General features: G+C 72.5%; 20 protein-coding genes. 10 read left to right on the top strand and 10 right to left on the bottom strand.

What is annotated here, in order from left to right; genetic code table 11:
* Positions 1-270: 270 nt before the first annotated feature.
* From glgX to N6H00_RS27705, 3 genes are read left to right on the top strand one after another with little or no spacing between them, the layout of a single operon-like run.
* On the top strand, positions 271-2,448 hold the full coding sequence (gene glgX, locus N6H00_RS27715; RefSeq protein ID WP_268977141.1) for a glycogen debranching protein GlgX: 2,178 nt from the start codon (positions 271-273) through the stop codon (positions 2,446-2,448).
* 52 nt (positions 2,449-2,500) lie between these two features.
* Complete coding sequence (locus N6H00_RS27710) at positions 2,501-4,336, top strand: ABC transporter ATP-binding protein (protein WP_268974538.1); 1,836 nt, start codon at positions 2,501-2,503, stop codon at positions 4,334-4,336.
* A complete protein-coding gene (locus N6H00_RS27705; RefSeq protein ID WP_268974537.1) occupies positions 4,333-6,201 on the top strand; it encodes an ABC transporter ATP-binding protein in 1,869 nt (622 codons plus the stop codon). Before N6H00_RS27710 ends, N6H00_RS27705 begins: the two co-directional genes overlap by 4 nt.
* Before the next feature lie 146 nt (positions 6,202-6,347).
* Here the strand turns inward: N6H00_RS27705 and N6H00_RS27700 are convergent, their stop codons facing one another.
* The 4 genes from N6H00_RS27700 to N6H00_RS27685 all read right to left on the bottom strand — a co-directional run bounded on the left by N6H00_RS27700 (position 6,348) and on the right by N6H00_RS27685 (position 11,183).
* Positions 6,348-7,022, bottom strand: a complete 675-nt coding sequence (locus N6H00_RS27700; protein ID WP_268974536.1) for an aspartate/glutamate racemase family protein — start codon at positions 7,020-7,022, stop codon at positions 6,348-6,350.
* Positions 7,023-7,580: 558 nt separating this feature from the next.
* Positions 7,581-8,342: an AroM family protein gene (locus tag N6H00_RS27695; protein WP_268974535.1), complete on the bottom strand. Its 762-nt coding sequence runs from the start codon at positions 8,340-8,342 to the stop codon at positions 7,581-7,583.
* Between the two features lie 107 nt (positions 8,343-8,449).
* The gene (locus tag N6H00_RS27690) at positions 8,450-10,147 is read right to left on the bottom strand and encodes an OPT family oligopeptide transporter (protein WP_268974534.1); all 1,698 of its coding nucleotides are present in this window, start codon (positions 10,145-10,147) and stop codon (positions 8,450-8,452) included.
* Between the two features lie 73 nt (positions 10,148-10,220).
* Positions 10,221-11,183 (bottom strand): DUF1177 domain-containing protein, encoded by a 963-nt coding sequence (locus tag N6H00_RS27685; RefSeq protein WP_268974533.1) that lies wholly within the window; start codon positions 11,181-11,183, stop codon positions 10,221-10,223.
* A 178-nt stretch (positions 11,184-11,361) separates the two neighbouring features.
* Between N6H00_RS27685 and N6H00_RS27680 the strand changes: the two genes are divergently transcribed.
* The 4 genes from N6H00_RS27680 to N6H00_RS27665 all read left to right on the top strand — a co-directional run bounded on the left by N6H00_RS27680 (position 11,362) and on the right by N6H00_RS27665 (position 17,759).
* Entirely contained in the window at positions 11,362-12,174 is an 813-nt protein-coding gene (locus tag N6H00_RS27680) for an IclR family transcriptional regulator (RefSeq protein WP_268974532.1), read from the top strand.
* Between the two features lie 43 nt (positions 12,175-12,217).
* The gene (gene pepE, locus N6H00_RS27675; RefSeq protein ID WP_268974531.1) at positions 12,218-12,949 is read left to right on the top strand and encodes a dipeptidase PepE; all 732 of its coding nucleotides are present in this window, start codon (positions 12,218-12,220) and stop codon (positions 12,947-12,949) included.
* Between the two features lie 623 nt (positions 12,950-13,572).
* On the top strand, positions 13,573-15,813 hold the full coding sequence (locus N6H00_RS27670; RefSeq protein WP_268977140.1) for a M4 family metallopeptidase: 2,241 nt from the start codon (positions 13,573-13,575) through the stop codon (positions 15,811-15,813).
* Between the two features lie 299 nt (positions 15,814-16,112).
* Positions 16,113-17,759, top strand: coding sequence for a M4 family metallopeptidase (locus N6H00_RS27665; protein ID WP_268977139.1), 1,647 nt, complete (start codon positions 16,113-16,115; stop codon positions 17,757-17,759).
* A 92-nt stretch (positions 17,760-17,851) separates the two neighbouring features.
* Here the strand turns inward: N6H00_RS27665 and N6H00_RS27660 are convergent, their stop codons facing one another.
* The 3 genes from N6H00_RS27660 to N6H00_RS27650 all read right to left on the bottom strand — a co-directional run bounded on the left by N6H00_RS27660 (position 17,852) and on the right by N6H00_RS27650 (position 21,447).
* The gene (locus N6H00_RS27660) at positions 17,852-19,405 is read right to left on the bottom strand and encodes a substrate-binding domain-containing protein (protein WP_268974530.1); all 1,554 of its coding nucleotides are present in this window, start codon (positions 19,403-19,405) and stop codon (positions 17,852-17,854) included.
* 105 nt (positions 19,406-19,510) lie between these two features.
* A complete protein-coding gene (locus N6H00_RS27655; RefSeq protein ID WP_268974529.1) occupies positions 19,511-20,488 on the bottom strand; it encodes an NmrA/HSCARG family protein in 978 nt (325 codons plus the stop codon).
* The gene (locus N6H00_RS27650; RefSeq protein WP_268974528.1) at positions 20,485-21,447 is read right to left on the bottom strand and encodes an NADP-dependent oxidoreductase; all 963 of its coding nucleotides are present in this window, start codon (positions 21,445-21,447) and stop codon (positions 20,485-20,487) included. The genes N6H00_RS27655 and N6H00_RS27650 overlap by 4 nt, the downstream gene beginning before the upstream one ends.
* Before the next feature lie 158 nt (positions 21,448-21,605).
* Between N6H00_RS27650 and N6H00_RS27645 the strand changes: the two genes are divergently transcribed.
* Positions 21,606-22,607, top strand: a complete 1,002-nt coding sequence (locus N6H00_RS27645) for a GlxA family transcriptional regulator (RefSeq protein ID WP_268974527.1) — start codon at positions 21,606-21,608, stop codon at positions 22,605-22,607.
* On the opposite strand, the gene N6H00_RS27640 is transcribed toward N6H00_RS27645, so the two are convergent.
* Entirely contained in the window at positions 22,597-23,535 is a 939-nt protein-coding gene (locus N6H00_RS27640; protein ID WP_268974526.1) for an alpha/beta hydrolase, read from the bottom strand. The genes N6H00_RS27645 and N6H00_RS27640 overlap by 11 nt on opposite strands.
* A gap of 113 nt (positions 23,536-23,648) precedes the next feature.
* On the opposite strand from N6H00_RS27640, the gene N6H00_RS27635 reads away from it, so the two are divergent.
* A complete protein-coding gene (locus N6H00_RS27635; RefSeq protein ID WP_268974525.1) occupies positions 23,649-24,293 on the top strand; it encodes a TetR/AcrR family transcriptional regulator in 645 nt (214 codons plus the stop codon).
* 41 nt (positions 24,294-24,334) lie between these two features.
* Here N6H00_RS27635 and N6H00_RS27630 read toward each other — a convergent pair whose 3' ends face one another.
* Positions 24,335-24,757, bottom strand: a complete 423-nt coding sequence (locus tag N6H00_RS27630; protein ID WP_268974524.1) for a hypothetical protein — start codon at positions 24,755-24,757, stop codon at positions 24,335-24,337.
* Between the two features lie 308 nt (positions 24,758-25,065).
* Entirely contained in the window at positions 25,066-25,377 is a 312-nt protein-coding gene (locus N6H00_RS27625; RefSeq protein WP_268974523.1) for a hypothetical protein, read from the bottom strand.
* A gap of 336 nt (positions 25,378-25,713) precedes the next feature.
* On the opposite strand from N6H00_RS27625, the gene N6H00_RS27620 reads away from it, so the two are divergent.
* Positions 25,714-25,917, top strand: a complete 204-nt coding sequence (locus N6H00_RS27620) for a hypothetical protein (protein ID WP_268974522.1) — start codon at positions 25,714-25,716, stop codon at positions 25,915-25,917.
* Positions 25,918-25,921 lie beyond the last annotated feature (4 nt).

Genomic DNA, 25,921 nt, shown 5'->3' with positions numbered 1-25,921 from the left:
CCGCTGAGGGCGCGGGCCGCGCCCCGCGGTACGGGACGCCGCGGGGTCCGCCGGCCCGCCATCGGGTGCTGCCCGCCTCCCCGGACGGGGCGGGGCGGTTGGCCGCGAGCCGCGGAGGCCGATGTGTCCAGTGCAGCCGGGCAGGAGACGCGCGACGGCGTTCCCGGACGCCCCTCGGCGACGGCGGGGGGACGTCCCGTCGGTCATCACCACCCCACCGCACCCGCGCCGCAGCGCGGCCGGAGCGCCGCCCCGGCTTCCGGTCCCGCCGTGTGGCCGGGCAGCCCGGAGCCGCTCGGCGCCCGGCCCCGCCGGGGGCCCGGCGGGGTGTGGGGGACCAACTTCGCGCTGTGGGCGGGCGGTGCCGAGGCCGTCGAGCTGTGTCTGTTCGACGAGGACGGGCGCGAGACCCGCTGTCCGCTCACCGAGTTCACCCATGAGGTCTGGCACGGCTTCGTCCCCGGCGTGCTGCCCGGCCGGCGGTACGGCTACCGGGTGCACGGCCGCTGGGACCCGTGGACCGGCGCCCGCTGGAATCCGGCGAAGCTGCTGCTGGATCCGTACGCCCGCGCCGTGGACGGGGACTTCGCGCTGCCCGCGGAGGTCTACGGACATGTGCGGGACTGGCCGCAGCAGCATGTGGCGGACACCGTCCGGGACGATCGCGACTCCGCCCCGTACGTCCCCAAGGGGGTAGTCGTCGGCGACGACGCCGCGGCCGGCGCGCCCGACGAGTGGACCGACGACCGGCGGCCCAAGACGCCGTGGGCCGAGTCGGTCATCTACGAACTCCACGTGCGCGGCTTCACCATGCGCCATCCCCAGGTGCCGCCCGAGCTGCGCGGCACCTACGCGGGGCTGGCGCATCCGGCGGCGGTCGAGCATCTGACCCGGCTCGGGGTCACGGCGGTCGAGCTGCTGCCGGTGCATCAGTTCGCCCATGAGGACCATCTGCTGCGGCGGGGCCTGCGCAACTACTGGGGCTACAACTCCATCGGCTATTTCGCGCCGCACGCCGGATACGCGGCCGGCGGCACCCGGGGCCAGCAGGTCGGGGAGTTCCGGCGGATGGTGCGGGCCCTGCACGCCGCCGGGATCGAGGTGATCCTCGACGTCGTCTACAACCACACCGCGGAGGCCAATGAGCTGGGCCCCACCCTCTCGCTGCGCGGTGTGGACAACCACGGCTACTACCGGCTCCAGCAGGACCCGCGCCGCTACGCCGACTTCACCGGCTGCGGCAACACCCTGCACGTCCTCCAGCCGCAGGTGCTGCGGCTGATCACCGACTCGCTGCGCTACTGGGTGACCGAGATGGGGGTGGACGGCTTCCGCTTCGACCTGGCCAGCGCGCTGGCCCGCGCCGCGCACGGCGTGGACATGCTCTCCCCCTTCCTGGCCGTCATCGCGCAGGATCCGGTGCTGCGCCGGGTCAAGCTGATAGCGGAGCCGTGGGACGTGGGCTCGGGCGGCTATCAGGTGGGCGCCTTCCCACCGCTGTGGGCGGAGTGGAACGACCGCTACCGCGACGCGGTGCGGGACTTCTGGCGCGGGGCACTGCCCGACGCCCGCGAGCTGGGCTACCGGCTCTCCGGGTCCAGCGATCTGTACGCGTTGAGCGGCCGCCGCCCGCACGCCTCGGTCAACTTCATCACCGCGCACGACGGTTTCACCCTGCGCGACCTGGTCTCCTACGAGCGCAAGCACAACGAGGCCAACGGGGAGGGCAATCGCGACGGCACCCCCGACAACCGCGCCTGGAACTGCGGCGCGGAGGGAGAGACCGACGACCCGGACATCCAGGCGCTGCGCCGCCGCCAGCTGCGCAACCTGCTGGCCACCCTGCTGCTGTCCACCGGGGTGCCGATGCTGGTCGCGGGCGATGAGCTGGGCCGCACCCAGGGCGGCAACAACAACGCGTACTGCCAGGACAACGAGACCGGCTGGCTCGACTGGTCGCTGCTGGAGGACCCCGGCTGGCGTGCCCTGACCGAGCTCACCGCCCGGCTGATACGGCTGCGCCGCGCCCATCCGGTGCTGCGCCGCACGGCCTTCTTCTCGGGCCTGGCCCGGCCCCCGGAGGGGCTGCGCGACCTGGCGTGGTTCACCCCGCGCGGCACCGAGATGGCCGAATCCGACTGGTACGCGCCGACGACCGCACTCGGGGCCTACCTCTGGGGCCGCGATCTGCCCCAGCGTGATCCGCACGGCGCCCCGGCCACCGACGACAGCTTTCTGGCGGTGCTGCACGCGGGCCCGGAGCCGCTCTCCTTCACCCTGCCCGGCCCGCCCTGGGCCCAGGGGTACGAACTCCTGCTGGACACCGCCCGTGAGGACCAGGACGCGCCCCCCGGCACACGGTTCGCGGCGGGCGCGCCCATCGAGCTTCCGGGGCGCTCGGTCCTGCTGCTGCGCGCCCTCACCGCCACGGGCCCGGACCGGACCTAGGCCGAAAAACCGAGTGAGCACTGTCGGTGGCGGACCGTAGTCTTCCCCCTTGATGGCTGTGACGAGTGAACCCCGCGCCCAGGAACGCGGAGCCGCCCCGCGGCGCCGCTCCACCACGCGTTCGCTCCTGCGGCTGTGGCCGTATGTGCGCCCGGTGCGGGCGCGGCTGTTCACCGCGGCCGCGGCCGCGGTCGTCGCCTCCTGCCTGGGGCTGGTCATCCCGCTCGTCCTCAAGTGGATGGTGGACGGACCGATCGCCCACCGGGACCCGGGCGGGGTGTGGCTGGGCGGTGGGCTGCTGCTGGCCCTCGGCACGGCCGAGGCCGGGCTCTTCGGGCTGCGGCGCTGGCTGGTGGCGCGGCCGCTGGCCGCCGTCGAGGCCGAGATGCGCGCGGATCTCTACCGCCATCTCCAGCGGCTGCCGGTCTCCTTCCACGACCGCTGGGCCTCCGGCCAGCTGCTGTCGCGGGCCACGACCGATCTGATGCTGCTGCGGATGTTCCTGGCCTTCCCGCTCACCTTCCTGCTGGTCAACGGGGTCACCATAGTCGTGGGGTTCGCCATCCTGCTGGCGCAGGCGTGGACGCTGGGCCTGGTCCTGGTGGTCCCGGCGGTGCCGCTGGTGATCCTCTGCTCGTTCTTCGAGACGCGGTACGCGACGGTGGCCCGCACCGCGCAGGACCAGACCGGCGATCTGACGACGGTCGTGGAGGAGGGTGTGCTGGGCGTCCGGATCGTCAAGGGCTTCGGCCGCCACCGCAGCCAGGCCCGCGCCTTCCGCGTCCTGTCCGAGCAGGTCCGCTCCACCGAGCTGGGCAAGGCACGGCTGCTGGCCTCGCTCTGGGCGGTGATCATGACCCTGCCGGAGCTGGCGATCGGCACGGCGCTGCTGCTCGGCACGGTGCGGGTCGCCGACGGGGACCTGTCGGCGGGCACGCTGGTCGCCTTCCTGTCCACCGCCCTGACGCTGCGCTGGCCCGTGGAGTCGCTCGGCTTCCTCCTCGCCCTGAGCCAGGACGCGGCCACGGCCACCGACCGCTATTTCGACGTCAGGGACGCGGAGCCGGCCGCCGCCACCGACCAGCCCCGGCCCGCGCCGCCCCGGGGACAGGGCGAGGGCGGGCCGCGGGAGGAGGGCGGGCTGCGGTTCGAGGGGGTGGAGTTCCGGTACCCGGACGCGCCGCCGGAGGAGCCGCCCGTGCTGCGCGGGGTCGATCTGCACATCCGGCCCGGCGAGACCATGGCCCTGGTCGGGGCGACGGGTTCGGGGAAGACCACCCTGACCGCTCTCGTCCCCCGGCTCCTGGAGGTCACCCGCGGGCGGATCACCCTCGACGGCCGGGACATCACCGCGCTCCCCCGGGAGGAGGTGCGCGCCCTGGTGGCCGTCGCGTTCGAGGAGCCCACGCTGTTCTCCGCCACCGCGGGGGAGAACGTCCTCATGGGCGCCCCCGACGCGGGCCGGGAGGACCTGCTGCGGGCCCTGAAGGTGGCGCAGGCCGATTTCGTGCACGCCCTGCCCGAGGGCACCGAGACCGAGGTCGGCGAGCAGGGGCTCAGCCTGTCCGGCGGGCAGCGGCAGCGGCTCGCACTGGCGCGGGCCGTCGTGGGCGCCCCCCGGTTCCTGGTGCTCGACGATCCGCTGTCCGCGCTCGATGTGCACACCGAGGCGCTGGTGGAGGCGGCGCTGCGGCAGGTGCTGGCGTCCACGACCGCCCTGGTCGTCGCGCACCGGCCGTCCACCGTGCTGCTGGCCGACCGGGTGGCGCTGCTGTCGCGGGGCCGGATCGCCGCCGTCGGCACCCATCAGCGGCTGCTGGCGGAGAGCGCGGAATACCGGTCGCTGATGTCCGGGCAGGAAGCCGAGGAGGGGGAGAGGAGCCCATGACGACGGTCGAGGAGGAGCGGGACCACACGGACGACGACTGGGACGGGACCGGGGACGGGGGCCGGGCGCCATCCGACGACCCGTTCGACCGCGATGTCCTGCCGGTGCCCAAGGGCGCGTCCCTCGCCCTGCTGCGTTCACTGCTCTCCCCGCGCCGGCGGCGGGTCTGGCTGGCGGCCGTCCTGCTGCTGCTCCAGCAGGCCGCCCTCCAGGCGGGTCCGCTGCTCGTCGCGTACGCCATCGACCGTGCGGTGCCCGCCCTGCGCGACGGCGACCACGGCCCGCTGATCGCCGTCGGCGCGGGCTATCTGGGCTGTGCGTGCGCCTCCGGGGCGCTCCAGTACGGGTTCATCCGCTCCTCCGCCCGGATCGGCCAGGACGTGCTGCTGGATCTGCGCGGCCGGATCTTCCGCCACGCCCAGGCGCTGAGCGTGGACTTCCACGAGCGCTACACCTCCGGCCGGCTGATCTCCCGCGCCACGACGGACGTCGAGTCGCTGCGCGAGCTGCTCACCGAGGGCCTGGAGGAGCTGCTCGGGGTCGCGCTGTCGGTCGTCTACATCTCCGTCACGCTGCTGTATCTCGACTGGGGCCTGGGCGGCGCGGCCGTGCTCTCCTTCTGGCCGCTGTATCTGCTGATCCGCTCCTTCCAGCGCCGCTCCATGCGGGTGTACCGCAAGCGGTCGACGGCCATCGCGGCGGTGATCGTGACGTTCACCGAGACCATGAACGGCATCCGCCCGGTGCAGGCGTTCCGCCGTGAGCGCGCCAACGACACCCGCTTCGGCGAGCTCAACCACCGCCATGAGCGCGCCAACGGGGACGCGATCCTGGAGATGGCCCGCTATGTGGTCAGCTCCCGGCTGGTCGCCAACGCGGCGGTGGCCGCCATCGTGCTCTGGGGCGCCTACCGGGTGGCCTCCGGCTCGCTCGCGCTCGGCGTGCTCGCGGCGGCGGCGCTGTATCTGCGCAGGCTGTACGACCCGATCGACCGCCTGGGGATGTTCCTCAACTCCTACCAGTCGGCGGCCGCCTCGCTGGAGAAGATCGCGGGCCTGCTGGCCCAGCGTCCCTCCGTCCCCGAGCCCGCCGACCCCAAGCCGCTGCCGCCGCGCCCGGCGGAGACCCCCGGCCGGGAGGTGGTCTTCGACGGGGTGCGCTTCGCCTATCGCACCGGCGGCGAGGTGCTGCCCCGCTTCGACCTCACCCTGTCCGCCGGGCAGACGGTCGCGGTGGTCGGGGCCACCGGCGCGGGCAAGTCCACCCTCGCCAAGCTGCTGGCCCGGTTCTACGACCCCAGCGAGGGCCGGGTGCTGCTGGACGGGGTGGATCTGCGCGAGCTGGCCATGCCCGAACTGCGGCGCGGTGTGGTCATGGTGACGCAGGAGGCGTTCCTGTTCTCCGGCACGATCGCCGACAACATCACCATCGGCCGCCCCGACGCCACCCGCGCCGAGATCGAGCAGGCCGCCAAGGCGATCGGCGCGCACGACTTCATCGCCGCCCTGCCCGAGGGCTACGACACGGATGTGCACAAGCGCGGCGGCCGGATCTCCGCGGGCCAGCGCCAACTCGTCGCGTTCGCCCGCGCCCTGCTCGCCGATCCGTCGGTCCTCATCCTCGACGAGGCCACCTCCTCCCTCGACATCCCGGGCGAGCGGGCGGTCCAGCGCGCCATGCACACGGTGCTGCGCGGCCGTACCGCGGTCGTCATCGCCCACCGGCTGTCCACGGTCGAGACGGCCGACCGGGTGCTGGTCATGGCCGACGGCCGGATCGTGGAGGACGGCCCGCCGGACCAGCTGATCGCGGGCGAGGGCCGGTTCGCCGCGCTGCACCGGGCATGGCGGGACAGCTTGGTATGACGGCGCCGGGCACCGGGATTCGGCCTCGCAACCGGGTTCGGCCTCGCAACCGGGTCTGACCCGGCCAGGGGCCTCCTGATGACCGCTCAGCGGGTCCGGCGTCGCACCCCGGGCCCGGCCCGGACAGGGGCCTCCTGACGAACCGGTCAGTCGGCACGCCCGTAGGAGGCCAGCAGCCCGGCGGCGAGTACCGGGTCCACGACCGGGACGCCCAGCCGCCGCTCCAGGAGGGGCCGGACGCCGATGGTGTTGAGACCCGTGCAGGCCAGGAGCAGGGTGTCCGCACCCGCCGCGACGAGCCCCGCCGCGGCCTCCAGCACCGCCGCGGGGCCCTCCGGGGCGAGGAGGTCGGTGGTGCGGTGGACACCGTGGGGGCGGGCGGAGGCGGTGAAGCGGTCGCCGAGCACCGCCCGCACGGCGGGCGGCGCCTCGTCCCGGATGCCCAGCACGCCGATCCGGCGGCCGAGGCCCAGGGCGACGGCGGCGGCCGCCGACCCCGCGCCGATGACGGGGACGCCGGTACCGACGGCCTGACGGGTCTCCTGGAGCGCCGGGTCGGCGGCGCAGCTGATGATCAGGGCGTGCGCACCGGCGTCGGCCAGCTCCCGGGCAAGGGCCACGATCTTCGGCTCGGCGCGGGCCTCGGAGGCGTCGTCGTGGATGCCGTGGGGCTGGTCGGGGATGCACCGCGAGACGGTCGGCAGACCGTAACGCTCCTCGATGACCCTGCCATGGGCGGCAACGGCGGCCGGGTCGTCACTGGTGAGGACCCGGATCACCCCGATGGGCCGCGCCGGGACGGCGGACGAGGGCACGGACATGGTGGACCTCCGGTGGGTGAGTGGGTGATGGGTGCGGGCTGAGGGTGCGACGTGGTGGTGGAGGTGAGGGGGACGCTCACGAGGCGGGCGCCGAGGGTGGTGACGCCGCGAGGTGGACGCGCACGGAGCGGATGCGAGGGTGACGCGGGTGGACGCGCACGGGACGGCGCGGGAGTGGTGACGCCGCGAGGTGGACGCGCACGGAGCGGATGCGAGGTGACGCAGGTGGACGCTCACGGGACGGCGCAGGCGTGGTGACGCCGTGAAGCGGCGCGCACGAGGCGGGCTGCGACGGTGACGCAACCAGATGGGCGCGCACGAGGCGGGCGCGGAGGGTGGTGACGCCGCGAGGTGGACGCGCACGGAGCGGATGCGAGGGTGACGCGGGTGGACGCTCACGGGGCGGTGGTAGCGCCGTGAGGTGAGCGCGCACGAGGCGGGTGCCGGTGACGCCGCGGGGCGAGCGCGCATGGGACGGTGCGGGTGGGCGCTCACGTCGCCTCGGTCCGGCTCGCGGGTGCCGAGGTGAGGCGGGTGCGCGGGGGTGCCGTGCGCTGTTCAGCCCGAGGCCGCCACCACCTCCGCCGCCATCCGGACCGCGATGGCACGGGCCAGCAGGACGGGGCGGCCCGCGGCGCGCAGGGCGGCGGTGCGCATCCGCTCGGTGTAGCCGATGCAGTCCAGGACCAGCCAGGAGCTGCCGCGGTCGGCGAGGGTGCGCGCGGCGGCGGCGACGTCGTCCAGGACCCGCTCGGCGGGGCCGTACGGATCGGCGACGGCGGTTTGGACGCGGCCGGGCAGCAGCTCCGCCCAGCGCCGGGAGGCGTCCTCGGCCTGGTCGGGGTGCGGGCAGACGATACCCACGGGGTCGGTGCCCACGGTCGCGGCGACGGCCTGCTGCACCAGCGGTTCGGCGAACAGCAGGGGCCGCCGGGCCCGCACCGCCGGGAAGTGGCCGGTGCACAGCAGCAGGGTCGCGGCGGCGCCGTCCCGTTCCGCGCGGCCGATCGCGTCCTCGATGCGCGGGACGAGCGCCCCGTGTCCGAGGAGCACCGAGCGGCCGTCGCGCAGCCGGGAGACCAGCGGAGCCTCGCCGTCCTCGGGGGCCAGCAGCCGGCGGGTCGCGGCCTCGGCGTCACCGTCGAACCGGTCGGCGTCGAGCGCGCCGTGTTCGACCAGGCGCACCCCGGGCAGCAGCGGCTCGGCGTCCGGGCGGAGGTCGGCGCGCGGGGCCTGGCCGATGGTGACGAGGCCGAGGGCCGGGGCGTCCGCCGGGCGGTCGAGGTCCGCGGTCCGCGTGGTGTCGTCCCCAGTGCGCACGTTCTCCCTCACAGGACCATTCGCAGTGCCGTCCGCCGAGCCATTCGCAGTGCCGTCCGCAGTGCCGTCCGCGGAGCCATTCGCAGTGCCGTTCACAGAGCCTTACCTCACAGGGCCTTGGTGAGCTGGCCGACGTCGTTCAGGGAGCTTCCGGCGACGAGTCCGGCGCCGACCAGCGACAGGTCGTTCTCGGCCTGCTCGTCGGACTCCTTGCGGGCCGCCGGGTCGGCGATCCCGCGCCGTCGCCACAGGGTGTAGAGCTGACGGACCAGCAGGGCGCCGAGGACCATCCATCCGGCCTGGGGCGTGGCCACCAGAAGTCCGGTGGCCAGCAGGACGCCCATCTGCCGGGAGGGTCCGCCGAGGAGCTGGACGAGCGCGCCGGGGATCGCCCACAGCAGCATGGTGGTCATGGTGCCGGGTTCGAGACCGGTCTTGATGGTGGTGACGTAGACCTCGGCGACCGGCGGCACCTTGCCGTCGGAGAAGAAGGTCTTCCAGGCGACGGCGACGACCACCAGCGCCACACCGAAGCCGACGAGCTGGGCGAGGTACTGCTGGCGCCGCCCCTCGAGCTCGAAGGGCCGCCAGGGCGCGGCGTCCCGGCGCAGCAGCCAGCCCGCCTTGAAGTCGTAGCCGAGGTCGGCGAAGGCGGGGCCGGTGGAGGCGGTGTAGCCGACCAGCAGGGCGAGCGGCACGGTCGGGATGTGCAGCACCAGACCGATGATCAGGAAGATCAGGGTGACGGCGAAGGCGGGGAACCAGCCGGAGTGCATCGCCGCCAGCCCCACGATCAGCTGGTGCACGATGGCGGCGACACCGGCCAGCAGCACCCAGCCGACCAGGGCGGGCAGGGAGAGCCCGCCGACCACGCCGCCCGCGATCGCGACCACGATCGCGCCGCAGAGGAAGAGTCCCATGCCCTCCAGCAGGCCCCGGCGCAGCTGCGGGGCCTGGACCGTGGGGCTGCCGTCGGCGGCCGGGGCGTCCGGGCCGTGGCCCGCCTCGTCAGTCCGGTCAGTCCGGTCGGCGGCGTCCGTCCCGCTCTTGCGCGTCCGCATCAGCAGCAGCGCCTGGACCAGGGCGACGAGCCCCGCGCCGATCATGAGACCGTGCGGCACATGGCGGGCGCCCAGGTCGAAGCCGAAGTCCGGGGCGTACTGGCCGACGGTCAGGCCGATGCCGAACATGGCGAGCGCCCAGATGTTGCCCAGGAAGCCCACACCCGCGGCGCTGGTCGGCAGCTTGAACAGCGCGCCGACGAAGCCGACCAGCGCGCCCACGCCCAGGACCGCGGCCTTGCGCCCGCCGGTGTCCCCGGCCTTGATGGTCTCGGCCGCCGCGATACCGGCCGGCCAGGAGCCGGTGGCGGGCAGCAGCTTGGAGTCGAACACCCGGAACAGCACCCAGCTGTCGACGGCCAGTCCGATGACGGCCCCGCCGAGCATCGGCCACACCAGGTCGTTACGGCCCAGGGCGAACGGCACCGCGATCGGGGTGAGCAGGGAGTTGGCCGCCGCGAAGGTGGAGCCGGAGATGGCGGACTGCACCAGGTTCTGCCGGTGCTGGGAGCGCATCCGGGCCAGCACGCCGACCGGGATGCGGCCGATGAGCATCGCCACCAGGGCGCCGATCACGGCCGTGTTGGGGGACACCCCGAGCGTGGTGATCAGCACGATGCCGATCAGGGCGCCGAGGACCGACAGCACGATCGTGAGGACGAGGGTGACGGGTTCGAAGGCTCTGGGGTGCGACCGCGGTGGGGCGTCCGCGGCCGCGGCGGTGGCCTGGGTGTTCGTGTTCATGGGGACTCCTGCGGGGTCCGGGTGGGGCCCGGGTGGGGGTCCGGGTAGGGACGGGTCGGTCACCCCGGGTCGGTCACCCCGCCGGGGTGAGGGCCTGGAGGTGGGTCATGGGTCCGTACAGCTCGACGAGGCGCGCGAACTCCTCGGGGTCCAGGAAGCGGGCGGTGCCGCGGCCGAACTCCTTGGCGGTCTCGATCGCGAACCGGGCGGCGACGGCGATGTCGGTCTCGTGGCTGGCACCGGTGGCGCATCCGGCCACCGCCGTACCCGCCGTGATGGCGAGGCCGACGACGGGGGCGGTGGTGGCGACGGCGGGCTGGAGGATGGAGTTGAGGTGGTGCACCCCGTTGCCGTACGGGGTGATGTCCTGCGTGGTGATCGGCAGGATGCGGGCCGGCTCGCCCGTGACGCTCTCCAGGACGGACACCAGGTCCTCGCTGACCCGCAGGATCCAGCCCTGGCAGACCGTCGGCGACAGGGCCACGCCGCGGTGGTTGAGCAGCCGGTTGCCCTTGGTGGTGTCGATGGAGACGACGGCGTCCATCGCGGGCGAGATCTCCTCGCGGTTGCACACCAGGGTGTCCACCGGGGAGTCCATGAAGGGTACGGGATCGTGCGGCTGGGTGGGGGCCCAGCCGCTGACGTGGGTGGAAAGCGTCACATCGCCGTCCAGGACGTCGCCCCGGGCGTGCATGTCCAGCAGCTTGGCCGCGGCGGACAGCGCCGCCACCGCCCCGTCGGCGTCGGAGACCAGGCCGATCCGCTCCGGGCGGGCGCCGACCCCACCGAGCCGGCCGAGGATGCCGAGGGTCGGGGCGTCGCCGCCGCCGAGCTTGCCGCGGCGGCCGGGGACGGTGACGGAGACGAAGTCCGTGCTGCCCTTGTCGCCCTCGACGGTGCGTACCTCGATCCGCGGCGCGGTCGCCGGGTCGGCTCCGGCCGCGGTCTGGACCGCGCGCAGATGATCGGCGAGGAGAGCGCCGCTGGTCTGCGGGCGGTCGAGGAGTTCGATGATGTCAAGGACGTGTTTGAGCACGGGTGGCCTCTCACGGCGGGGTGGTGCGGTCGGCGGCGCCTGTGGCCCGACCGGGCGAACGAGGGGAAGCGGCGCGCGGGGCGGGCACTGCCACCGGGCGTCGGTCTGGCCAGGGTCATCCCGGCGTCGCGCAGTACGCAATAGTTTCTCGATATCCGAGAATGTTTACCCTTTCATCATGACTGAGAAGACGCCCGTAACCGGCGCCCCGCCCCTGCAGACCGCGGACCGCGTGCTGAACGTGCTGCTCGCCTTCGACCGGGAGCGCCCGGAGTGGGGTGTCACCGAGGTCGCCGAGGAGTTCGGGCTGGACAAGTCGGTGGCCCAGCGGCTGCTGGCCGCCCTGGCCTACCGGGGCTTCCTGGTCTCCGACAAGCGCTCACGCCGCTACCGGCTGGGCCCGGCGGTGTGGCATCTGTCCCGGGTGTGGGAGCGCGGCGGCGGCATGGCCAGTCTGGTCCGGCCGGTCCTGGAGGCGCTGGCCGAGACGGTCGGGGTGAACACGCTGTTCGCGGTCCCGGACGGGGTGCACATGCGCTGCGTCGCGGCGGTGGACGGCGCCACCGGCCCGCTGCGCTATTACGTGCTGGCGGGCGAGCTGTACCCGGCGCACGCCGGGGCCACCTCCCGCGCCTACTTCGGTATGCTCCCGCCCGGTGACCGGTCCGCACTGCTGTACGGCCGCCCGATGGCACGCTTCAGCGAGCACACCCTGACCGACCCGGTGCGGCTGGAGGAGCGCTTCCTGGACGTGCGGCGCAATGGCTACGCCTACTCCGAGGGCGAGTACGATCCGGACACCGCGGCGCTCGCGGCGCCGGTTCTGGTGGGCAGACGTCCGGTGGGCACCCTGACCCTGGCCGCCACCCCCGAGGTGCTGCGCCCCCGCCGGGAACAGCTGGTCGCACCGCTGCTCCAGGGCACCGCCGACCTGGGCAGGCTGCTGACGCCGGCCCGGCCGCGGCGCGCCCCGCACCGCGAGCGGCGCTGAGCCCCGCCCCTCCGACCTCCGTCGGCTCGAGAAAGGCCCCCTCATGCAGTTGCTGCTGCTGTCGAACTCCACCGCGCCCGGCCGCGGCTACCTGGACCACGCACGGGAGGAGATCGCCTCCGCGCTGGACGGCGCGCGCCGGCTGGTCTTCGTGCCGTACGCGCTGGCCGACCACGACGGCTACACCGCCCAGGTGGCCACGGCCCTGGAGCCGCTGGGCGTGGCGGTCACCGGTGCGCACACCGCCGACGACCCGGCCGCGCTGGTGCGCGACGCGCAGGCGGTGTTCGTCGGCGGCGGCAACAGCTTCCGACTGCTCAAGGCGTTGCACGAGCGCGACCTGGTCCGGGCGATCCGGGACCGGGTGGCCTCCGGCGCCGTCTACATGGGCTCCAGCGCGGGCACCAACATGGCCTGCCCGACCCTGCGCACCACGAACGACATGCCCATCGTCCAGCCGCCCAGCTTCGACGCGCTGGGGCTGCTGCCGTTCCAGATCAATCCGCACTATCTCGACGCCAAGCCGGACACCGCGCATATGGGCGAGACCCGGGCCCAGCGGCTCGAGCAGTTCCTGGAGGAGAACGACGTCCCCGTGGTCGGGCTGCGCGAGGGCACCTGGCTGCGCCGGGACGCGGACCGGCTGACGCTGGGCGGTATCGAGGCTGGGGCGATCCTCTTCCGCAGGGGTACGGACCCGGCCGAGCTGCGCCCCGGCGACGACCTGAGCGCGCTGCTGCGCGAGGAGCCCCGCTTCGACACGGCGGTGCGCTGAGGGCGGGCCTCGTCCTGGGGTCGCTGACGGTGCGTGTGGCGGGAATTGATCGAACGTCACCGCGATGCGAACGCGGCATACGTGTCAACGGACGCTTTCCGGTCAACTTTTTGTCGCGGTCCTGACAGGTGTAGTCCACCGGTGGCACGCTTCCCTCGGCCGAGGTGCGGCATCCCCACAGAATGAGGCTGCTCCTCAAGCCATCCCCCCCACGCCCCCGGTCGCACCGCGGCCGCGCCCCGTCGTACGTCTGCGGCAGGGCGTACCCGGTAACGCCAGGGAAACCCCCGGTCGCACCGCGGCCGCGCCCCGTCGTACGTCCGCGGCAGGGCGCACCCGGTAACGCCAGGGAAACCCCCGGTCGCACCGCGGCCGCGCCCCGTCGCGCACCTGCGCCAGGGCGCACCCGGTAACGCCAGGGGAAGGTACCCCGTTCTGCCACGCCCTGCCCGGACGGCGACCCAGCCGCCCGGTCGTCCCGGCCGTGCCACCGTGCGGCCAGCGCAGAAGGAGTCAGCGTGAGACCTCTCCCCCAACGGCACCTCAGACCCGGCAGCCGCACCTCCGGTCGCGCCCCGGGCCGGCGCGCCATCGCGACCGGTGCGCTGGTCGTCGCGGCGGCGATGATCGGCGTCGGCTTCCAGAGCGGTACCGCCGCCGCCCGCCCGGACGACTCCGCCGGGAACGCGGCCAACCGCCCCGCCGCCCGCACGATATCCGGCGCGCCCGACCCCGGCGCCCTCCCCGCGAAGCTGTCCCCCGCCCAGCGCGCCGAGCTGATCGCCAAGGCCGATGCCGCCAAGGGCGCGACCGCCGAGGATCTCGGGCTCGGTGCCAAGGAGAAGCTGGTCGTCAAGGACGTCGTCAAGGACGCCGACGGCACCACCCACACCCGCTACGAGCGCACCTACGCCGGGCTGCCCGTCCTCGGTGGCGATCTGGTCGTCGACGCCACGAAGAGCGGTGCGCCGCTGACCGTCGCCAAGGCGACCAAGGCCCGGGTGTCCGTCCCGACCACCACCGCCGCCGTCGCGCCCGCCACCGCCGAGAAGGCCGCCGTGCGGGCGGCGAACGCGCAGGGGTCGCGGAAGACCGCGGCCGACCGGGCGCCCCGCAAGGTGATCTGGGCCGCGAAGGGCACGCCCACGCTGGCCTATGAGACGGTCGTCGGCGGCCTCCAGGAGGACGGCACCCCGAACGAGCTGCACGTCATCACCGACGCGGCCACCGGCAAGAAGCTGTTCGAGTTCCAGGGCGTCAAGACCGGCACCGGGAACAGCCAGTACAGCGGCGAGGTCACCCTCGGCACCTCGGGCAGCGCGGGCTCGTACAACCTCACCGACTCCGGCCGGGGCGGCCACAAGACGTACAACCTCAACCGCTCCACCTCGGGCACCGGCACGCTGTTCACCGACGCCGACGACGTCTGGGGCGACGGCACCACCTCCGACGCCGCCACCGCCGGGGTGGACGCGCACTACGGCGCCGCCGAGACCTGGGACTACTACCGATACGTCCACGGCCGCACCGGCATCAGGGGCGACGGTGTCGGGGCGTACTCCCGGGTCCACTACAGCAGCGGCTATGTCAACGCGTTCTGGCAGGACTCCTGCTTCTGCATGACCTACGGCGACGGCTCGGCCAACGCCAAGCCGCTGACCTCCCTCGATGTCGCGGCCCACGAGATGAGCCACGGGGTCACGGCGGCCACCGCCAACCTCACCTACAGCGGTGAGTCCGGCGGGCTCAACGAGGCCACCTCCGACATCTTCGCCGCCGCGGTCGAGTTCTACGCGGACAACGCGAGCGACCCCGGGGACTACCTCGTCGGCGAGAAGATCGACATCAATGGGAACGGCACCCCGCTGCGCTACATGGACCAGCCCAGCAAGGACGGGAGGTCCAAGGACAACTGGTACTCCGGTGTCGGCAACGTGGACGTCCACTACTCGTCCGGCATCGCCAACCACTTCTTCTACCTGCTGTCCGAGGGCAGCGGCGCCAAGGTCATCAACGGCGTCGGCTACAACAGCCCGACCTCCGACAACCTCCCGGTCACCGGCATCGGACGGGACAACGCGGAGCAGATCTGGTTCAAGGCGCTGAGCCAGCGGATGACCTCCAGCACCAACTACGCGGGCGCCCGCGACGCCACGCTGTGGGCGGCGGGCGAGCTCTTCGGCCAGGGCAGCGCCCAGTACAACGCGGTGGCCAACGCCTGGGCCGGGGTCAACGTCGGCACCCGGATCGCCGACGGGGTCACCGTCACCCCGCCCGGCGACCAGACCAGCATCGTCGACCAGGCCACCAGCCTCCAGATCACCGCGACCAGCTCCAACCCGGGGGCGCTGAGCTACGCGGCCACCGGGCTGCCCGCGGGCCTGGCCATCGACTCCTCGACCGGGCTGATCTCCGGCACGCCGACCGCCCTGGGCACCAGCTCGGTGACGGTCACGGTGACCGACTCGACCGGCGAGAGCGGCACCGCGTCCTTCGGCTGGACGGTGAACACCAGCGGCGGCAACGTCTTCGAGAACACCGCGGACGTCTCCATTCCGGACGCCGGTGAGCCGGTCACCTCGCCGATCACGGTGAGCCGGGCCGGCAACGCGCCCGCCGACCTCCAGGTGGGCGTGGACATCGTGCACACCTACCGCGGCGACCTGGTGATCGACCTGATCGCCCCGGACGGTACGTCCTACCGGCTCAAGAACTCCAGCCTGTTCGACTCGGCGGACGACGTGCGCACCACGTACACCGTGGACGCGTCCGCCGAGAGGGCGGTCGGAGTCTGGAAGCTCCAGGTCCAGGACCTGTACGCGGCGGACACCGGCTCTATCAACAGCTGGAAGCTGACCTTCTGACGGAGCGTCCGAGCTCCCCATGAACAGGCGCCGCCAGGGGTCGACCCGACTCCCCCTGGCGGCGCCTCTCTAGCGTGCGCGGCCGCTCTCGACTGTCCGGTATCCGAAGATTGATCAGCATTCAACGAACATTTTCCCCTGGACCCGCCGTGAAACCCGTGACATGTACCGGACTTGTGTGACAGTCTGCCCACGCATTACGCATCAGTACCTCTTGTTCAACACCGGGCCGCACTTCCCCGCAGCCCGGCGTTGACCCCCCACAGCAACGAGGAGATCGCGTGCGCAAGACCTTCCGCATGCCCATAACCACGTCCGGCAAGCGCCGTTCGGCCATCGCGGCCGGCACCGCCGTCGCCGCGGCGGCCCTGCTCGCCTCCGGACTGACCGCCGGCACCGCCGGTGCCGCACCGGCCGACGGCGCGAGCGCCAAGGCCGGCGCCCAGCCCGCGGCGCTCACCGCCTCGGTCCGCGCCGAGCTGCTGCGCGAGGCCACCGCGACCACGGCGGACACCGCCACGTCGCTGGGTCTCGGCGCCAAGGAGAAGCTGGTCGTCAAGGACGTCATCAAGGACGTCGACGGCACCACCCACACCCGCTACGACCGCACCTACGACGGGCTGCCCGTCCTCGGCGGCGACCTGGTCGTCCACCGCGCCAAGGGCGGTGACGTCAAGTCCGTCACCAAGGCCACCAAGGCCACCATCAAGGTCGCCTCCACCTCGGCCGGGATCGCCCCGAGCGCCGCGGCGAAGGCCGCCGTCAAGGCGGCCCAAGCCGACGACACCACCCAGGCGGCGGCCGACCAGGCCCCGCGCAAGGTGATCTGGGCCGCCACCGGCAAGCCGGTGCTCGCCTACGAGACCGTCGTCGGCGGGGTCCAGAAGGACGGCACCCCGAACCAGCTGCACGTCATCACCGACGCCGCCACCGGCAAGAAGCTCTACGAGTACCAGGGCATCAAGAACGGCAAGGGCGAGAGCGAGTACAGCGGCTCGGTCGAGCTCGGCACCAGCAAGGAAGGCGACGGTTACACCCTGACCGACGCCGACCGCGGCGGCCACAAGACCACCAACCTGGAGAACCAGGAGAGCGGCGAGGGCTCGCCGTTCACCGACGACGACGACAACTGGGGCACCGGCAAGCCCGACGACCCCCAGACCGCCGCCGTCGACGCCCACTACGGCGCCGCCGCCACCTGGGACTACTACAAGAAGGTGCACGGCCGCGACGGCATCGCCGGCGACGGCAAGGGCGCGTACTCCCGCGTGCACTACGGCGACAGCTACGTCAACGCCTTCTGGGACGACAGCTGCTTCTGCATGACCTACGGCGACGGCGAGGGCAACAAGGCCCCGCTGACCGCGCTCGACGTGGCGGCGCACGAGATGAGCCACGGCGTCACCTCCGCGACCGCGGGCCTGGAGTACAGCGGTGAGTCGGGCGGCCTCAACGAGGCCACCTCCGACATCTTCGGCACCGCCGTCGAGTTCAACGCCGACAACGCCACCGACGTCGGTGACTACCTCATCGGCGAGAAGATCGACATCAACGGCGACGGCACCCCGCTGCGCTACCAGGACAAGCCCAGCAAGGACGGCCAGTCCGCGGACGAGTGGTCCGACAGCGTGGGCGACCTCGATGTGCACTACTCCTCCGGTGTCGCCAACCACTTCTTCTACCTGCTGTCCGAGGGCAGCGGCGCGAAGGAGATCAACGGTGTGCAGTACGACAGCCCCACCTCCGACGGCTCCACCGTCGAGGGCATCGGGCGGGACAAGGCCGAGCAGATCTGGTACAAGGCCCTGACCACGTACTTCACCTCCAACACCGACTACCACGCGGCCCGTGAGGGCACGCTGAAGGCCGCCGAGGACCTCTACGGCGCCGACAGCGCCGAGTACAAGGGCGTGGACGCCGCCTGGGCCGGGGTCAACGTCAAGTAGTCCCCGCGCGGTTCACCGCGGAACACTCGCCGGTGCCCGGGGCCTCGCGCCCCGGGCACCGCTGTGTTCCGTCCCCGGCCACCGGCCCCCGGCTACCGCCCTCGGTCGGCCCGCCGGCACGCGTTCTGGTTCTCCGGTACGGAGCACGGCAGATGGCCGTGTTTCTCGATGAGGTTCCGTCCGGTGTCCCCCGCCATGTAGTCGAGGAACTTGGACGTCAGGGAGTTGTCCGGGGGCGCGGTGTACGTATAGGCGTACTCGGGCTCCCAGAAGGGATACGTCCGCTCCTTCACCGCGTCGACGGAGGCGCGGACACCGTCCAGGTCCAGCAGGTCGACATCGCCGTGCGCGGCCCGCACCTCGGCGTGGCGCAGTTCGGTGTAGCCGATGGCGCCCGGCGTCCGCGCCACCGTCCTCACCACCTCCGGGGTGCCGCCGAGTTCGCAGCGCACCACCTTGTCGTGGCGGAACTGGGGGCTGCGGCAGTCGTCGGACGTCCGGGAGAGCTCGTTGCGGTTCAGGAGGCGCTTCTCGAACACCTTGCGCGTCCCGGAGTTCGCGTCCCGGCTCACCAGCCTGACCGGCAGATCGGGCCCGCCGGGGAGCTGCTTCCAGTTGGTGATCTCGCCCGCGTACACCCTGCGCAGATCGGTGAGAGACAGGTTCGTCATCCGGACGTCCTTGTTCAGCACCAGGGTGAAGACGGACACGGCCACCAAGTGCTCCTTCAGCCGCTGATCGCCGTTGCCCTGTGGACCGTCGGAGAAGGAGAGGTACGCGGGGAACCCGCCCTTGGCGGCCTCCCCGGCGGCCCGCAGCGTCCCCGCCCCCTGCCCGCTCCCCTGGGCCGCCACCGTCACCACGGCGCCCCGGCAGTCACTCTGGTACGCCCCGCGCAGATCCTCGGCCACCGGTGCGAACGCCGTCGATCCGACGATCGTCAACGTGCCCGTGGCGCAGCCGCGCGGCAGCGGATCGTCCCGCAGCAGCGGTGTACCGAACGACTGGAGGATCAGCAGGGCCAGCAGGCTCCCGATGAGCCCGAGCACCCGGTTGCTGGGCCGCCGGAACTTCTCGTTGTTCCGGACCCGCCCCTCCTTGATCCGTCCGCCCACATGCGGCGGTTTGTCGGTCCCGGCGCCGGTCAGCAGCACCAGCAGCTTGAAGTGATCCCCCTTGTTCAGCGGCACCCTCGGCAGGGAGATCTGGTGTCCCTCGTAGATGAGACCGGGCCGCTCCGGAGTCCCCCGCTGCCGCAGGTGCCGCAGCAGATCCGGATGGCTGGGCTCGGTCACGGCCACGTCCTGGACGACGCGCTGGGGAAAGGTGGCGGTGAGCCCGCGGTGCTCGGTCGACGGCGCCGTGATGTAGTCGTCGGCGTCGATGCTGCGGAACCCGTCGTTCTCGATCCGCAGCAGCACCAGCGAGGCCCCGGCCAGGTCCGGGGTGTCCTCCAGCATCCGCAGCCGCTGATGAGCCGGACCGTCCTGGCGGGTGTCGTCGATCAGCGTGTCCATCTGCACGCGGTAGCCGATCCGCTTCCGCCCCGGGATCAGCCGCTCGTACGAAAGCCCCCCGACCGTGACGACGACACCGAGCAGCGCCAGGAGGTTCTCGGGCGCCATGAGCTGTTCCAGCCACTTCATGGTTTTTTCCCCCGTACATGCAATGGCCTCAGGGGGCGAATGTATGTGCCCATGGCGCGCCGGGGGCCGATGTGGCCTGCCTCTCATGCAATGTTCGTCCCGTGTTCAACCTCCGCTCCGGCCGGAGCCATCCCATCCGGTGGCGGTCAGCCAGTCGGCGAAGGTGGCCAGCCCGGGGTGCAGGGCGCGCAGCGCCCGCGGGTCCCGGTCCCGGGAGAACAGGTCGTACTCCTGGAAGAACGCGAACATGGCGGCCAGGTCGTGACCGATTCCGGGCAGGGATCGGCTGAACTCGTCCAGCTCCACCGCCTGGTAGGCGCTCGGCACCCCGGTCACGCGCTCGAACGTCGCCGCGATCTGCGCACCGGTGAGGCTGTCGGCGGCGACGCGCAGCGTCCGGCCCGCCCAGTCGTCCCAGTGGTCGACCATATGGCGGGCGAACCAGGCGATGTCATCGAGTCCGATCAGCGGCCACCGGCCGGCCTCGCCGAGCGGCAGGGTGAACAGCAGACCGTCCCGCCCGTCGGGCAGCCGGGTCCGCCGTGGCGCCAGGTCGTACAGGTTCTCGAAGTAGGGTGCCGTCACCAGGACGGCGACGTGCCGCGAGAACCAGCCGTCGGTCTCCTGCCGCATGGCCTCCTCGGAGCGGTGCAGTGCGATACGGGCCTCCACCGCGGCCTTGGCGTCGTAGTGCGGGACGGGAATCCGTCCGTCGGTGAGGACCGCGGCGCTGTCCAGCGACGACCAGACGAACCGGTCCACCCCGGCCTCCCGTGCCGCGCGCAGCGCCCTCAGCCCCTGTGCGTACTCGCTCTCCGGGCTGGCCGTGGCGAAGAAGTCGGTGTTGCAGAAGACGTGGTCGACCCCCTGGAGGGCCTCCTTCAGCGACTGTTCGCCGTCCAGGTCACCGCGGACCAGCCGCACCTCGCCGGGGGTGTCCCGGGCCAGCGTGAGCGCCCGCCGCGAGGACGGGTCCCGGGTCAGCACCCGTACGGTGGTGCCGGGCCGTGCGGCGAGGGCGCGGACGACCCGGGAGCCCATGGCGCCGGTGCCGCCGATCACGAGTGCGGTCGTCTCCGTCACCGCGCCACGTCCAGCACGAGCTTGCCGCGGGTACGGTTGGTCTCGCCCAGGCGGTGTGCCTCGGCGACCTGCTCCAGGGCGAACGTGCGCTCGACCTCGACCCGGACCGCGCCGGAGTCGACCAGGCCGGCGATGGTGGTCAGGGCGGCGGCGTCCGGCTCGACCAGGAGCGGGCTGGTGCGCACTCCGGCCTGCCCGGCCGCGGCGGCCAGCTCCTCGGAAACACCGCTCGGGATGGAGACGACCAGGCCGCCGGCCCGGGTCACCGCAACCGACCGCACGTCGGTGGCGTCCAGCCCGCCGATCAGGTCGATGACGACATCGACCTCGCCGGTCACGTCCTCGAACCGCTGCCGGGTGTAGTCGATCGTCTCGTCGGCGCCCAGTTCCCCCAGCCACGCGTGCCGGGGCTCACGGGCGGTGGCGATCACTTCGGCGCCGAGGTGCTTGGCCAGCTGCACGGCCAGGTGCCCGACGCCGCCGGCCGCGGCGTGTACCAGCACCCGCTGACCGGCCTTGACCTCGGCCGTGTCGACCAGGGCCTGCCAGGCGGTGAGCGCCGCGAGGGGCAGGGCCGCGGCCTCGGTGTGCCCGATCGAGGCGGGCTTGCGCGCGAACTGGCGGGACGGCGCCGTGACGAACTCGGCGTAACCACCGGCCGGGCGGGGGAACCACGGCATGGCGTAGACCTCGTCACCGGGCGCCAGCGTGGTGACGCCGAAGCCGACTTCCTCGACGACGCCGGACACGTCCCAGCCGAGGATCAGCGGCAGCGTCTGGAGTCCCGCCATGCCCTGGCCGGCGCGGGTCTTCCAGTCCACCGGGTTGATCCCGGCGGCGTGCACGCGCACCAGCACCTCGGTCGGCAGCGGTTCGGGGCGCGCGACCTCTCCGACGCTCAGCACCTCCGGTCCGCCCCACTCGCTGATGGTGACGGCGCGCATGGTGTGCTCGCTCATGCTCTCCTCGCTCTGTGTCGCTCGGGTATCTCCTTCGGTCCGGACCGGGGCCCGGTGATCCTCAGCTTCGCCCCGCCGCGACGAAGGCGGTGAGTGGCCGGAAGGCCATCAGTCGTACCATTCGAGCCAGCGGCATCCGGGCCAGTACCCTTCGGGCCATGACGCACCGTGTTGCCGTTCTCGCCCTCGACGGCGTCCTGACCATGGACCTGGGCATCCCGGCCCGCGTGTTCGACCAGGCGCGCGACCCGTCCGGCGCACCCCTGTACTCGGTGACGACCTGCTCGCCCGGCGGCCGGCCGATCCGCAGCAACGAGGGCTTCCGGATCGTCGTCGACGATGACGAGTCGCTCCTGGAGACCGCGGACACCGTGGTGATCGCCACCCAGGAGCCCGAGGAACACCTCCTCGCCACCGGCGAGCTGCCCGGGGAGGTCGCCGCCGCGTTCGCCCGGATCGGTCCGCGAACCCGCGTCGTCAGCCTGTGCACCTCGGCGTTCCTGCTCGCGGCGGCCGGGCTGCTGGACGGCCTGCGCGCCACCACGCACTGGGCGCTGTGCGACGCGTTCGCGCGGCTCTTCCCCCACGTGGAGGTCGATCCGGACGTCCTGTTCATCGACAACGGGCGCATCCTGACCTCGGCCGGCGGGGCCGCCGGCATCGACGCCTGCCTGCATCTGATCCGCCGGGACCACGGGGCGGCGGTGGCAGGCGCGGCGGCGCGCCGGTGCGTCGTGGCGCCGTGGCGCGAGGGCGGACAGGCACAGTTCATCGAACACCCGGTGCCGAAGGACGCCGACCGCTCCACCTCGGCCACCCGGCAGTGGGCCCTGAACCGGCTGGCCGAACCCCTCACGCTGGAGGACATGGCCCGGCACGCGCACATGAGCGTGCGCACCTTCACCCGGCGGTTCCGCGGCGAGGTGGGCACCAGCCCGCTCCAGTGGCTGTTGCAGCGCCGCCTGGCGCAAGCCCGTCACCTGCTGGAGTCCACCGACCTGACCGTCGCCCGCGTCGCCACGGCCAGCGGCTTCGGCGACCCCGTGGCCCTGCGCAAACACTTCTACAGCCACCTCGGCCTGTCCCCGCTGGCCTACCGCCGCGCCCACAACGCCCCGGCCCCGGCGGCGACGAGGGCGCACTACGGCCTCAGTACGTGAACGCCGCGGCCACGGCGGTTCCGAGCCGGTCGAGAACATCCCGGGCGAGCCGCACCGACCCGGTGAACGAGAGCAGCGCGTGGGTGGCGCCCTCGACCGGAAGGTGGGTGACCGGCACACCGGCTTCGGCGAGCTTCCGCGCGTACCGGTCGCCCTGGTCCCGTAGCGGGTCGTGTTCGGCGGTGACCACGACGGCGGGCGGGAGCCCGGCCAGATCCTCCGAGCGCGCCGGCGAGACGCGCGGGTCGGCGCCCTGGTCCGGCGTGCTGAGGTAGCAGCCCCAGAACCACTCCAGCCACGGGCGGGTCAGGATCGGTCCGGCCATGTTCTCGTACATGGAGGGGCTGTCGTCGAACCGGTCGACCGGCGGGTATGCCAGCACCTGGAGCGCGACGCGCGGCCCGCCGCGCCGCTGTGCCTCCTGTACGACGGCCGCGGCGAGGTTGCCACCGGCGCTCTCGCCGAACACCGCGATCCTCTCCCCGTCGCCCCCGAAGCCGCCGGCGTTGGCGGCGACCCAGGTGAGGGCGGCGTAGGCGTCGTCGAGCGCGGCCGGGAAGCGGTGCTCGGGCGCCAGCCGATAGTCGACGGAGACCACGATCGTGCCGGATCGGTTGGTCATGATGCGGGCGATCTGGTCCTGGCTGTCCAGGTCCCCGAAGACCCATCCGCCGCCGTGGAAGAAGACCGTCACGGGAAGAGGCCCGGAGCCCGGTGCGGCGGGCCGGTAGATACGGACCGGGATCTCGCGACCGTCGACGGCCGCGGTGGTGTCGCGCACGCCGCCGACCGGCTCGGGGTCACCGGCCAGGGCGGTGAAGGCGCTCGCGGCCGCACGGTTCTCTCCGACGGTCAGGCTCTCCGGGGCCGGCCCGCCTGCTTCGGCCATCTGCTCGAGCAGGATCTCGATCTGGGGGTCGAGCGACATGAGGGCGCCTTTCGATGGGCCGCGAGAGGACCGCGCGGGAAGTTGGAATGAGCTCTCCAGAGATATGCGCCGCACGATTGGAATGTCAATTCCAACCTTGGTACGGTGCCCGCATGAACGCGCCAGTGGACACCGAAAGGCCAGGACAGCGCCGGCTCACCGGGCCCGGCCGGAAAACCCGGGACCGCATCATCGAGACCGCCGCGGAGCTGATGTTCCACCGCGGCGTCGGAGGCACGAGCATCCCGGACATCCAGGCGGCCGCCGGCGTCAGCGCGTCGCAGATCTACCACTACTTCGGCGACAAGCAGGGCCTGGTCCTGGCCGTCATCGACTACCAGACCGACACCAAACTCGACCAGCAGCGCCCCCTGCTGGACAGCCTCGACAGCATCGAGGCCCTCCGCGAGTGGTGCGACAGGGCGGCGGACCGGCAGGACGCCATGGGCTGCGCGGGCGGCTGCGAGATCGGATCGCTCGCCAGCGAACTCGCCGAGACCGACCCCTCGGCCCGGACCGACCTGGCCGCCTCCTTCGACCGGTGGGAGGCGCCCATCAGATCGGGACTGGCCCGCATGCAGGCACGCGGCGAACTGAGCGACAGCGCCGACGTCGCCGCCCTGGCCACCGCCCTGCTGGCCGCCATCCAGGGCGGCATGCTGCTCTCACAGATCCGCCGATCGAGCACCGCGTACCGCCAGGCCGTGTCGGTCGTGATCGACCGCATCGAGAGCTACGTCCCGCGCGACACCGCCTGAGCCGCGCCTGAGCCGCTCATGGCTCACCGTCCGGACCGCCGTCACGGAGAGGTGGTGGCGGCCGGGCAGGGAATCTCGGGCCGCAGGCGGTGCGGATCGCACGCGATCAGGCATACGGACAGGAACCTCTGCCCTGTCAGATACCAGCCGCCGACCACATCCTCGCCACGCGCCACCCGTTCGGCCCTGCCGCCGACCGCGTCGGCGAGTCGGGGAGCGGTCTCACGGTCGTGCTGGGATGCGAACGATGCGGCGTGCGACCGCACTTGCCGGCCGAACCACTCGGCCGCCTGCCGAGGATCGGTCCATGTCCCCTGGACGAAAGAGGCCGGCTTGAGCAGCCAGTGGGCGCATTCCAGGGGCACGACCCTGCTGGACCTGAACTCCAGGTGCGAGGGGCGCCGGGGGCCGTCCTTGAGCAACTCGTGTGCGGACCCGAACCAGGTGTAGCCGTGGTGGTGCATGTACTCGCTCTCTCGGTGAGAGCGGCCCCCACGCGAGGTGAGGGCCGCCCGTCCAGCTCACGTACCTACCGCCGGCCGCAGCCGTCACCGTCGCCACATCCGCCCTGCTGGCCGCCCTCGGTCGGCCCGTCGTCCTCCGGGTCCTGGCGGACAACAGCCTTGAATCCACGTAAGCGCATCGAGATGATTCCCTCCGGTGCGGTCAGCGTGAGGACCCTCCTCGCGCCGTCGTGCACATGCACCCGTTCCGCGCTGGGCTCGACCTGCCAGGGCTCCGGTCCAGCCGGGACGGGGGTCTCAGAAACGGCTCACCGAGCGGTGGCCTTCTTGGTCCGCTCCTCCAGCGCGGCGCGCATGAGAATGTCCACGAGCCGATTCGCGCTATCCAGCGGAATACGTCCCAGAGCCACCATCGGATGCCCCGAGACCGTCACCTCACCCCGCAGAACCGGCCAGCACAGAGCCTCGTCCTTTTCTCCGTGGGGCACGGCCACGTCCGGGATGAAACCGAGACGGCCCAGCGCCTCGCGAAGCAGTTCAGCGACGGCTCTCGCCTCGGCTCCGGCCGCGCGGTGACGCTCGGAACGCATGCCGTCGATGGCCTCATCGGTGATTCTCATGGCTGCCAACTTCTCCGTGCGAGTGGGTGACGTAGACGCTACGGAGCGCACTCATGGCTGCTCAACGCGATTGCTGGAAGTTGCTCGACGAGCTCGGGCGGGTCGCTGTCGTGGCCAGACGGGCTGGTACCGGACGCCGTGCCCGGTTCATGGACCAGCCCGCCCTCTCGTGTCCAGCGACATACCTGACGACTACCGGCTTCCGCGCACCCAGAGAAGCCAAGAGCGACACGCAGGGGTGAATGACAGCCGCAATCCCGCGCAATCAGCTAACACGCCGACGTTATCCGCGACATTCTGATGACCTGATCGACTTCCGACAGGAGGGGGAACGCCATGGCGTTGAGGTTCCTCGGCACAACGTCCGAGCACGGCAACTGTCCAACGCTGTACGAGATCGAAGAAACGGGCGATCTTGTCGTCCAGGGGGATCTGCTCACCGACTCCAAGCACCTTGCCCAGCTCCGAGACGTCAAGGAGTCGGAGGCATTCGTCGTCGTCCCGCGCGAGTTGCTGACGCGTTACGCACCCAAGGAGTAGAAAA

Source organism: Streptomyces sp. S465, from assembly GCF_026898115.1.
Classification (GTDB): Bacteria; Actinomycetota; Actinomycetes; order Streptomycetales; family Streptomycetaceae; genus Streptomyces; species Streptomyces luomodiensis.
The sequence above is the reverse complement of the archived record's forward strand: the minus strand, read 5'-3'. Positions and strand labels throughout refer to the sequence as shown.

What these genes read in the sequence shown, in the direction of transcription:
- N6H00_RS27710 (WP_268974538.1), top strand. Translation starts at nt 2,501, where the DNA reads ATGGCTGTGACGAGTGAACCCCGCGCCCAGGAACGCGGAGCCGCCCCG.
- N6H00_RS27705 (WP_268974537.1), top strand. Translation starts at nt 4,333, where the DNA reads ATGACGACGGTCGAGGAGGAGCGGGACCACACGGACGACGACTGGGAC.
- N6H00_RS27700 (WP_268974536.1), bottom strand. Translation starts at nt 7,022, where the DNA reads ATGTCCGTGCCCTCGTCCGCCGTCCCGGCGCGGCCCATCGGGGTGATC.
- N6H00_RS27690 (WP_268974534.1), bottom strand. Translation starts at nt 10,147, where the DNA reads ATGAACACGAACACCCAGGCCACCGCCGCGGCCGCGGACGCCCCACCG.
- N6H00_RS27680 (WP_268974532.1), top strand. Translation starts at nt 11,362, where the DNA reads ATGACTGAGAAGACGCCCGTAACCGGCGCCCCGCCCCTGCAGACCGCG.
- pepE (WP_268974531.1), top strand. Translation starts at nt 12,218, where the DNA reads ATGCAGTTGCTGCTGCTGTCGAACTCCACCGCGCCCGGCCGCGGCTAC.
- N6H00_RS27670 (WP_268977140.1), top strand. Translation starts at nt 13,573, where the DNA reads ATGATCGGCGTCGGCTTCCAGAGCGGTACCGCCGCCGCCCGCCCGGAC.
- N6H00_RS27665 (WP_268977139.1), top strand. Translation starts at nt 16,113, where the DNA reads ATGCCCATAACCACGTCCGGCAAGCGCCGTTCGGCCATCGCGGCCGGC.
- N6H00_RS27660 (WP_268974530.1), bottom strand. Translation starts at nt 19,405, where the DNA reads ATGAAGTGGCTGGAACAGCTCATGGCGCCCGAGAACCTCCTGGCGCTG.
- N6H00_RS27650 (WP_268974528.1), bottom strand. Translation starts at nt 21,447, where the DNA reads ATGAGCGAGCACACCATGCGCGCCGTCACCATCAGCGAGTGGGGCGGA.
- N6H00_RS27645 (WP_268974527.1), top strand. Translation starts at nt 21,606, where the DNA reads ATGACGCACCGTGTTGCCGTTCTCGCCCTCGACGGCGTCCTGACCATG.
- N6H00_RS27640 (WP_268974526.1), bottom strand. Translation starts at nt 23,535, where the DNA reads ATGTCGCTCGACCCCCAGATCGAGATCCTGCTCGAGCAGATGGCCGAA.
- N6H00_RS27635 (WP_268974525.1), top strand. Translation starts at nt 23,649, where the DNA reads ATGAACGCGCCAGTGGACACCGAAAGGCCAGGACAGCGCCGGCTCACC.
- N6H00_RS27630 (WP_268974524.1), bottom strand. Translation starts at nt 24,757, where the DNA reads ATGCACCACCACGGCTACACCTGGTTCGGGTCCGCACACGAGTTGCTC.
- N6H00_RS27625 (WP_268974523.1), bottom strand. Translation starts at nt 25,377, where the DNA reads ATGAGAATCACCGATGAGGCCATCGACGGCATGCGTTCCGAGCGTCAC.
- N6H00_RS27620 (WP_268974522.1), top strand. Translation starts at nt 25,714, where the DNA reads ATGGCGTTGAGGTTCCTCGGCACAACGTCCGAGCACGGCAACTGTCCA.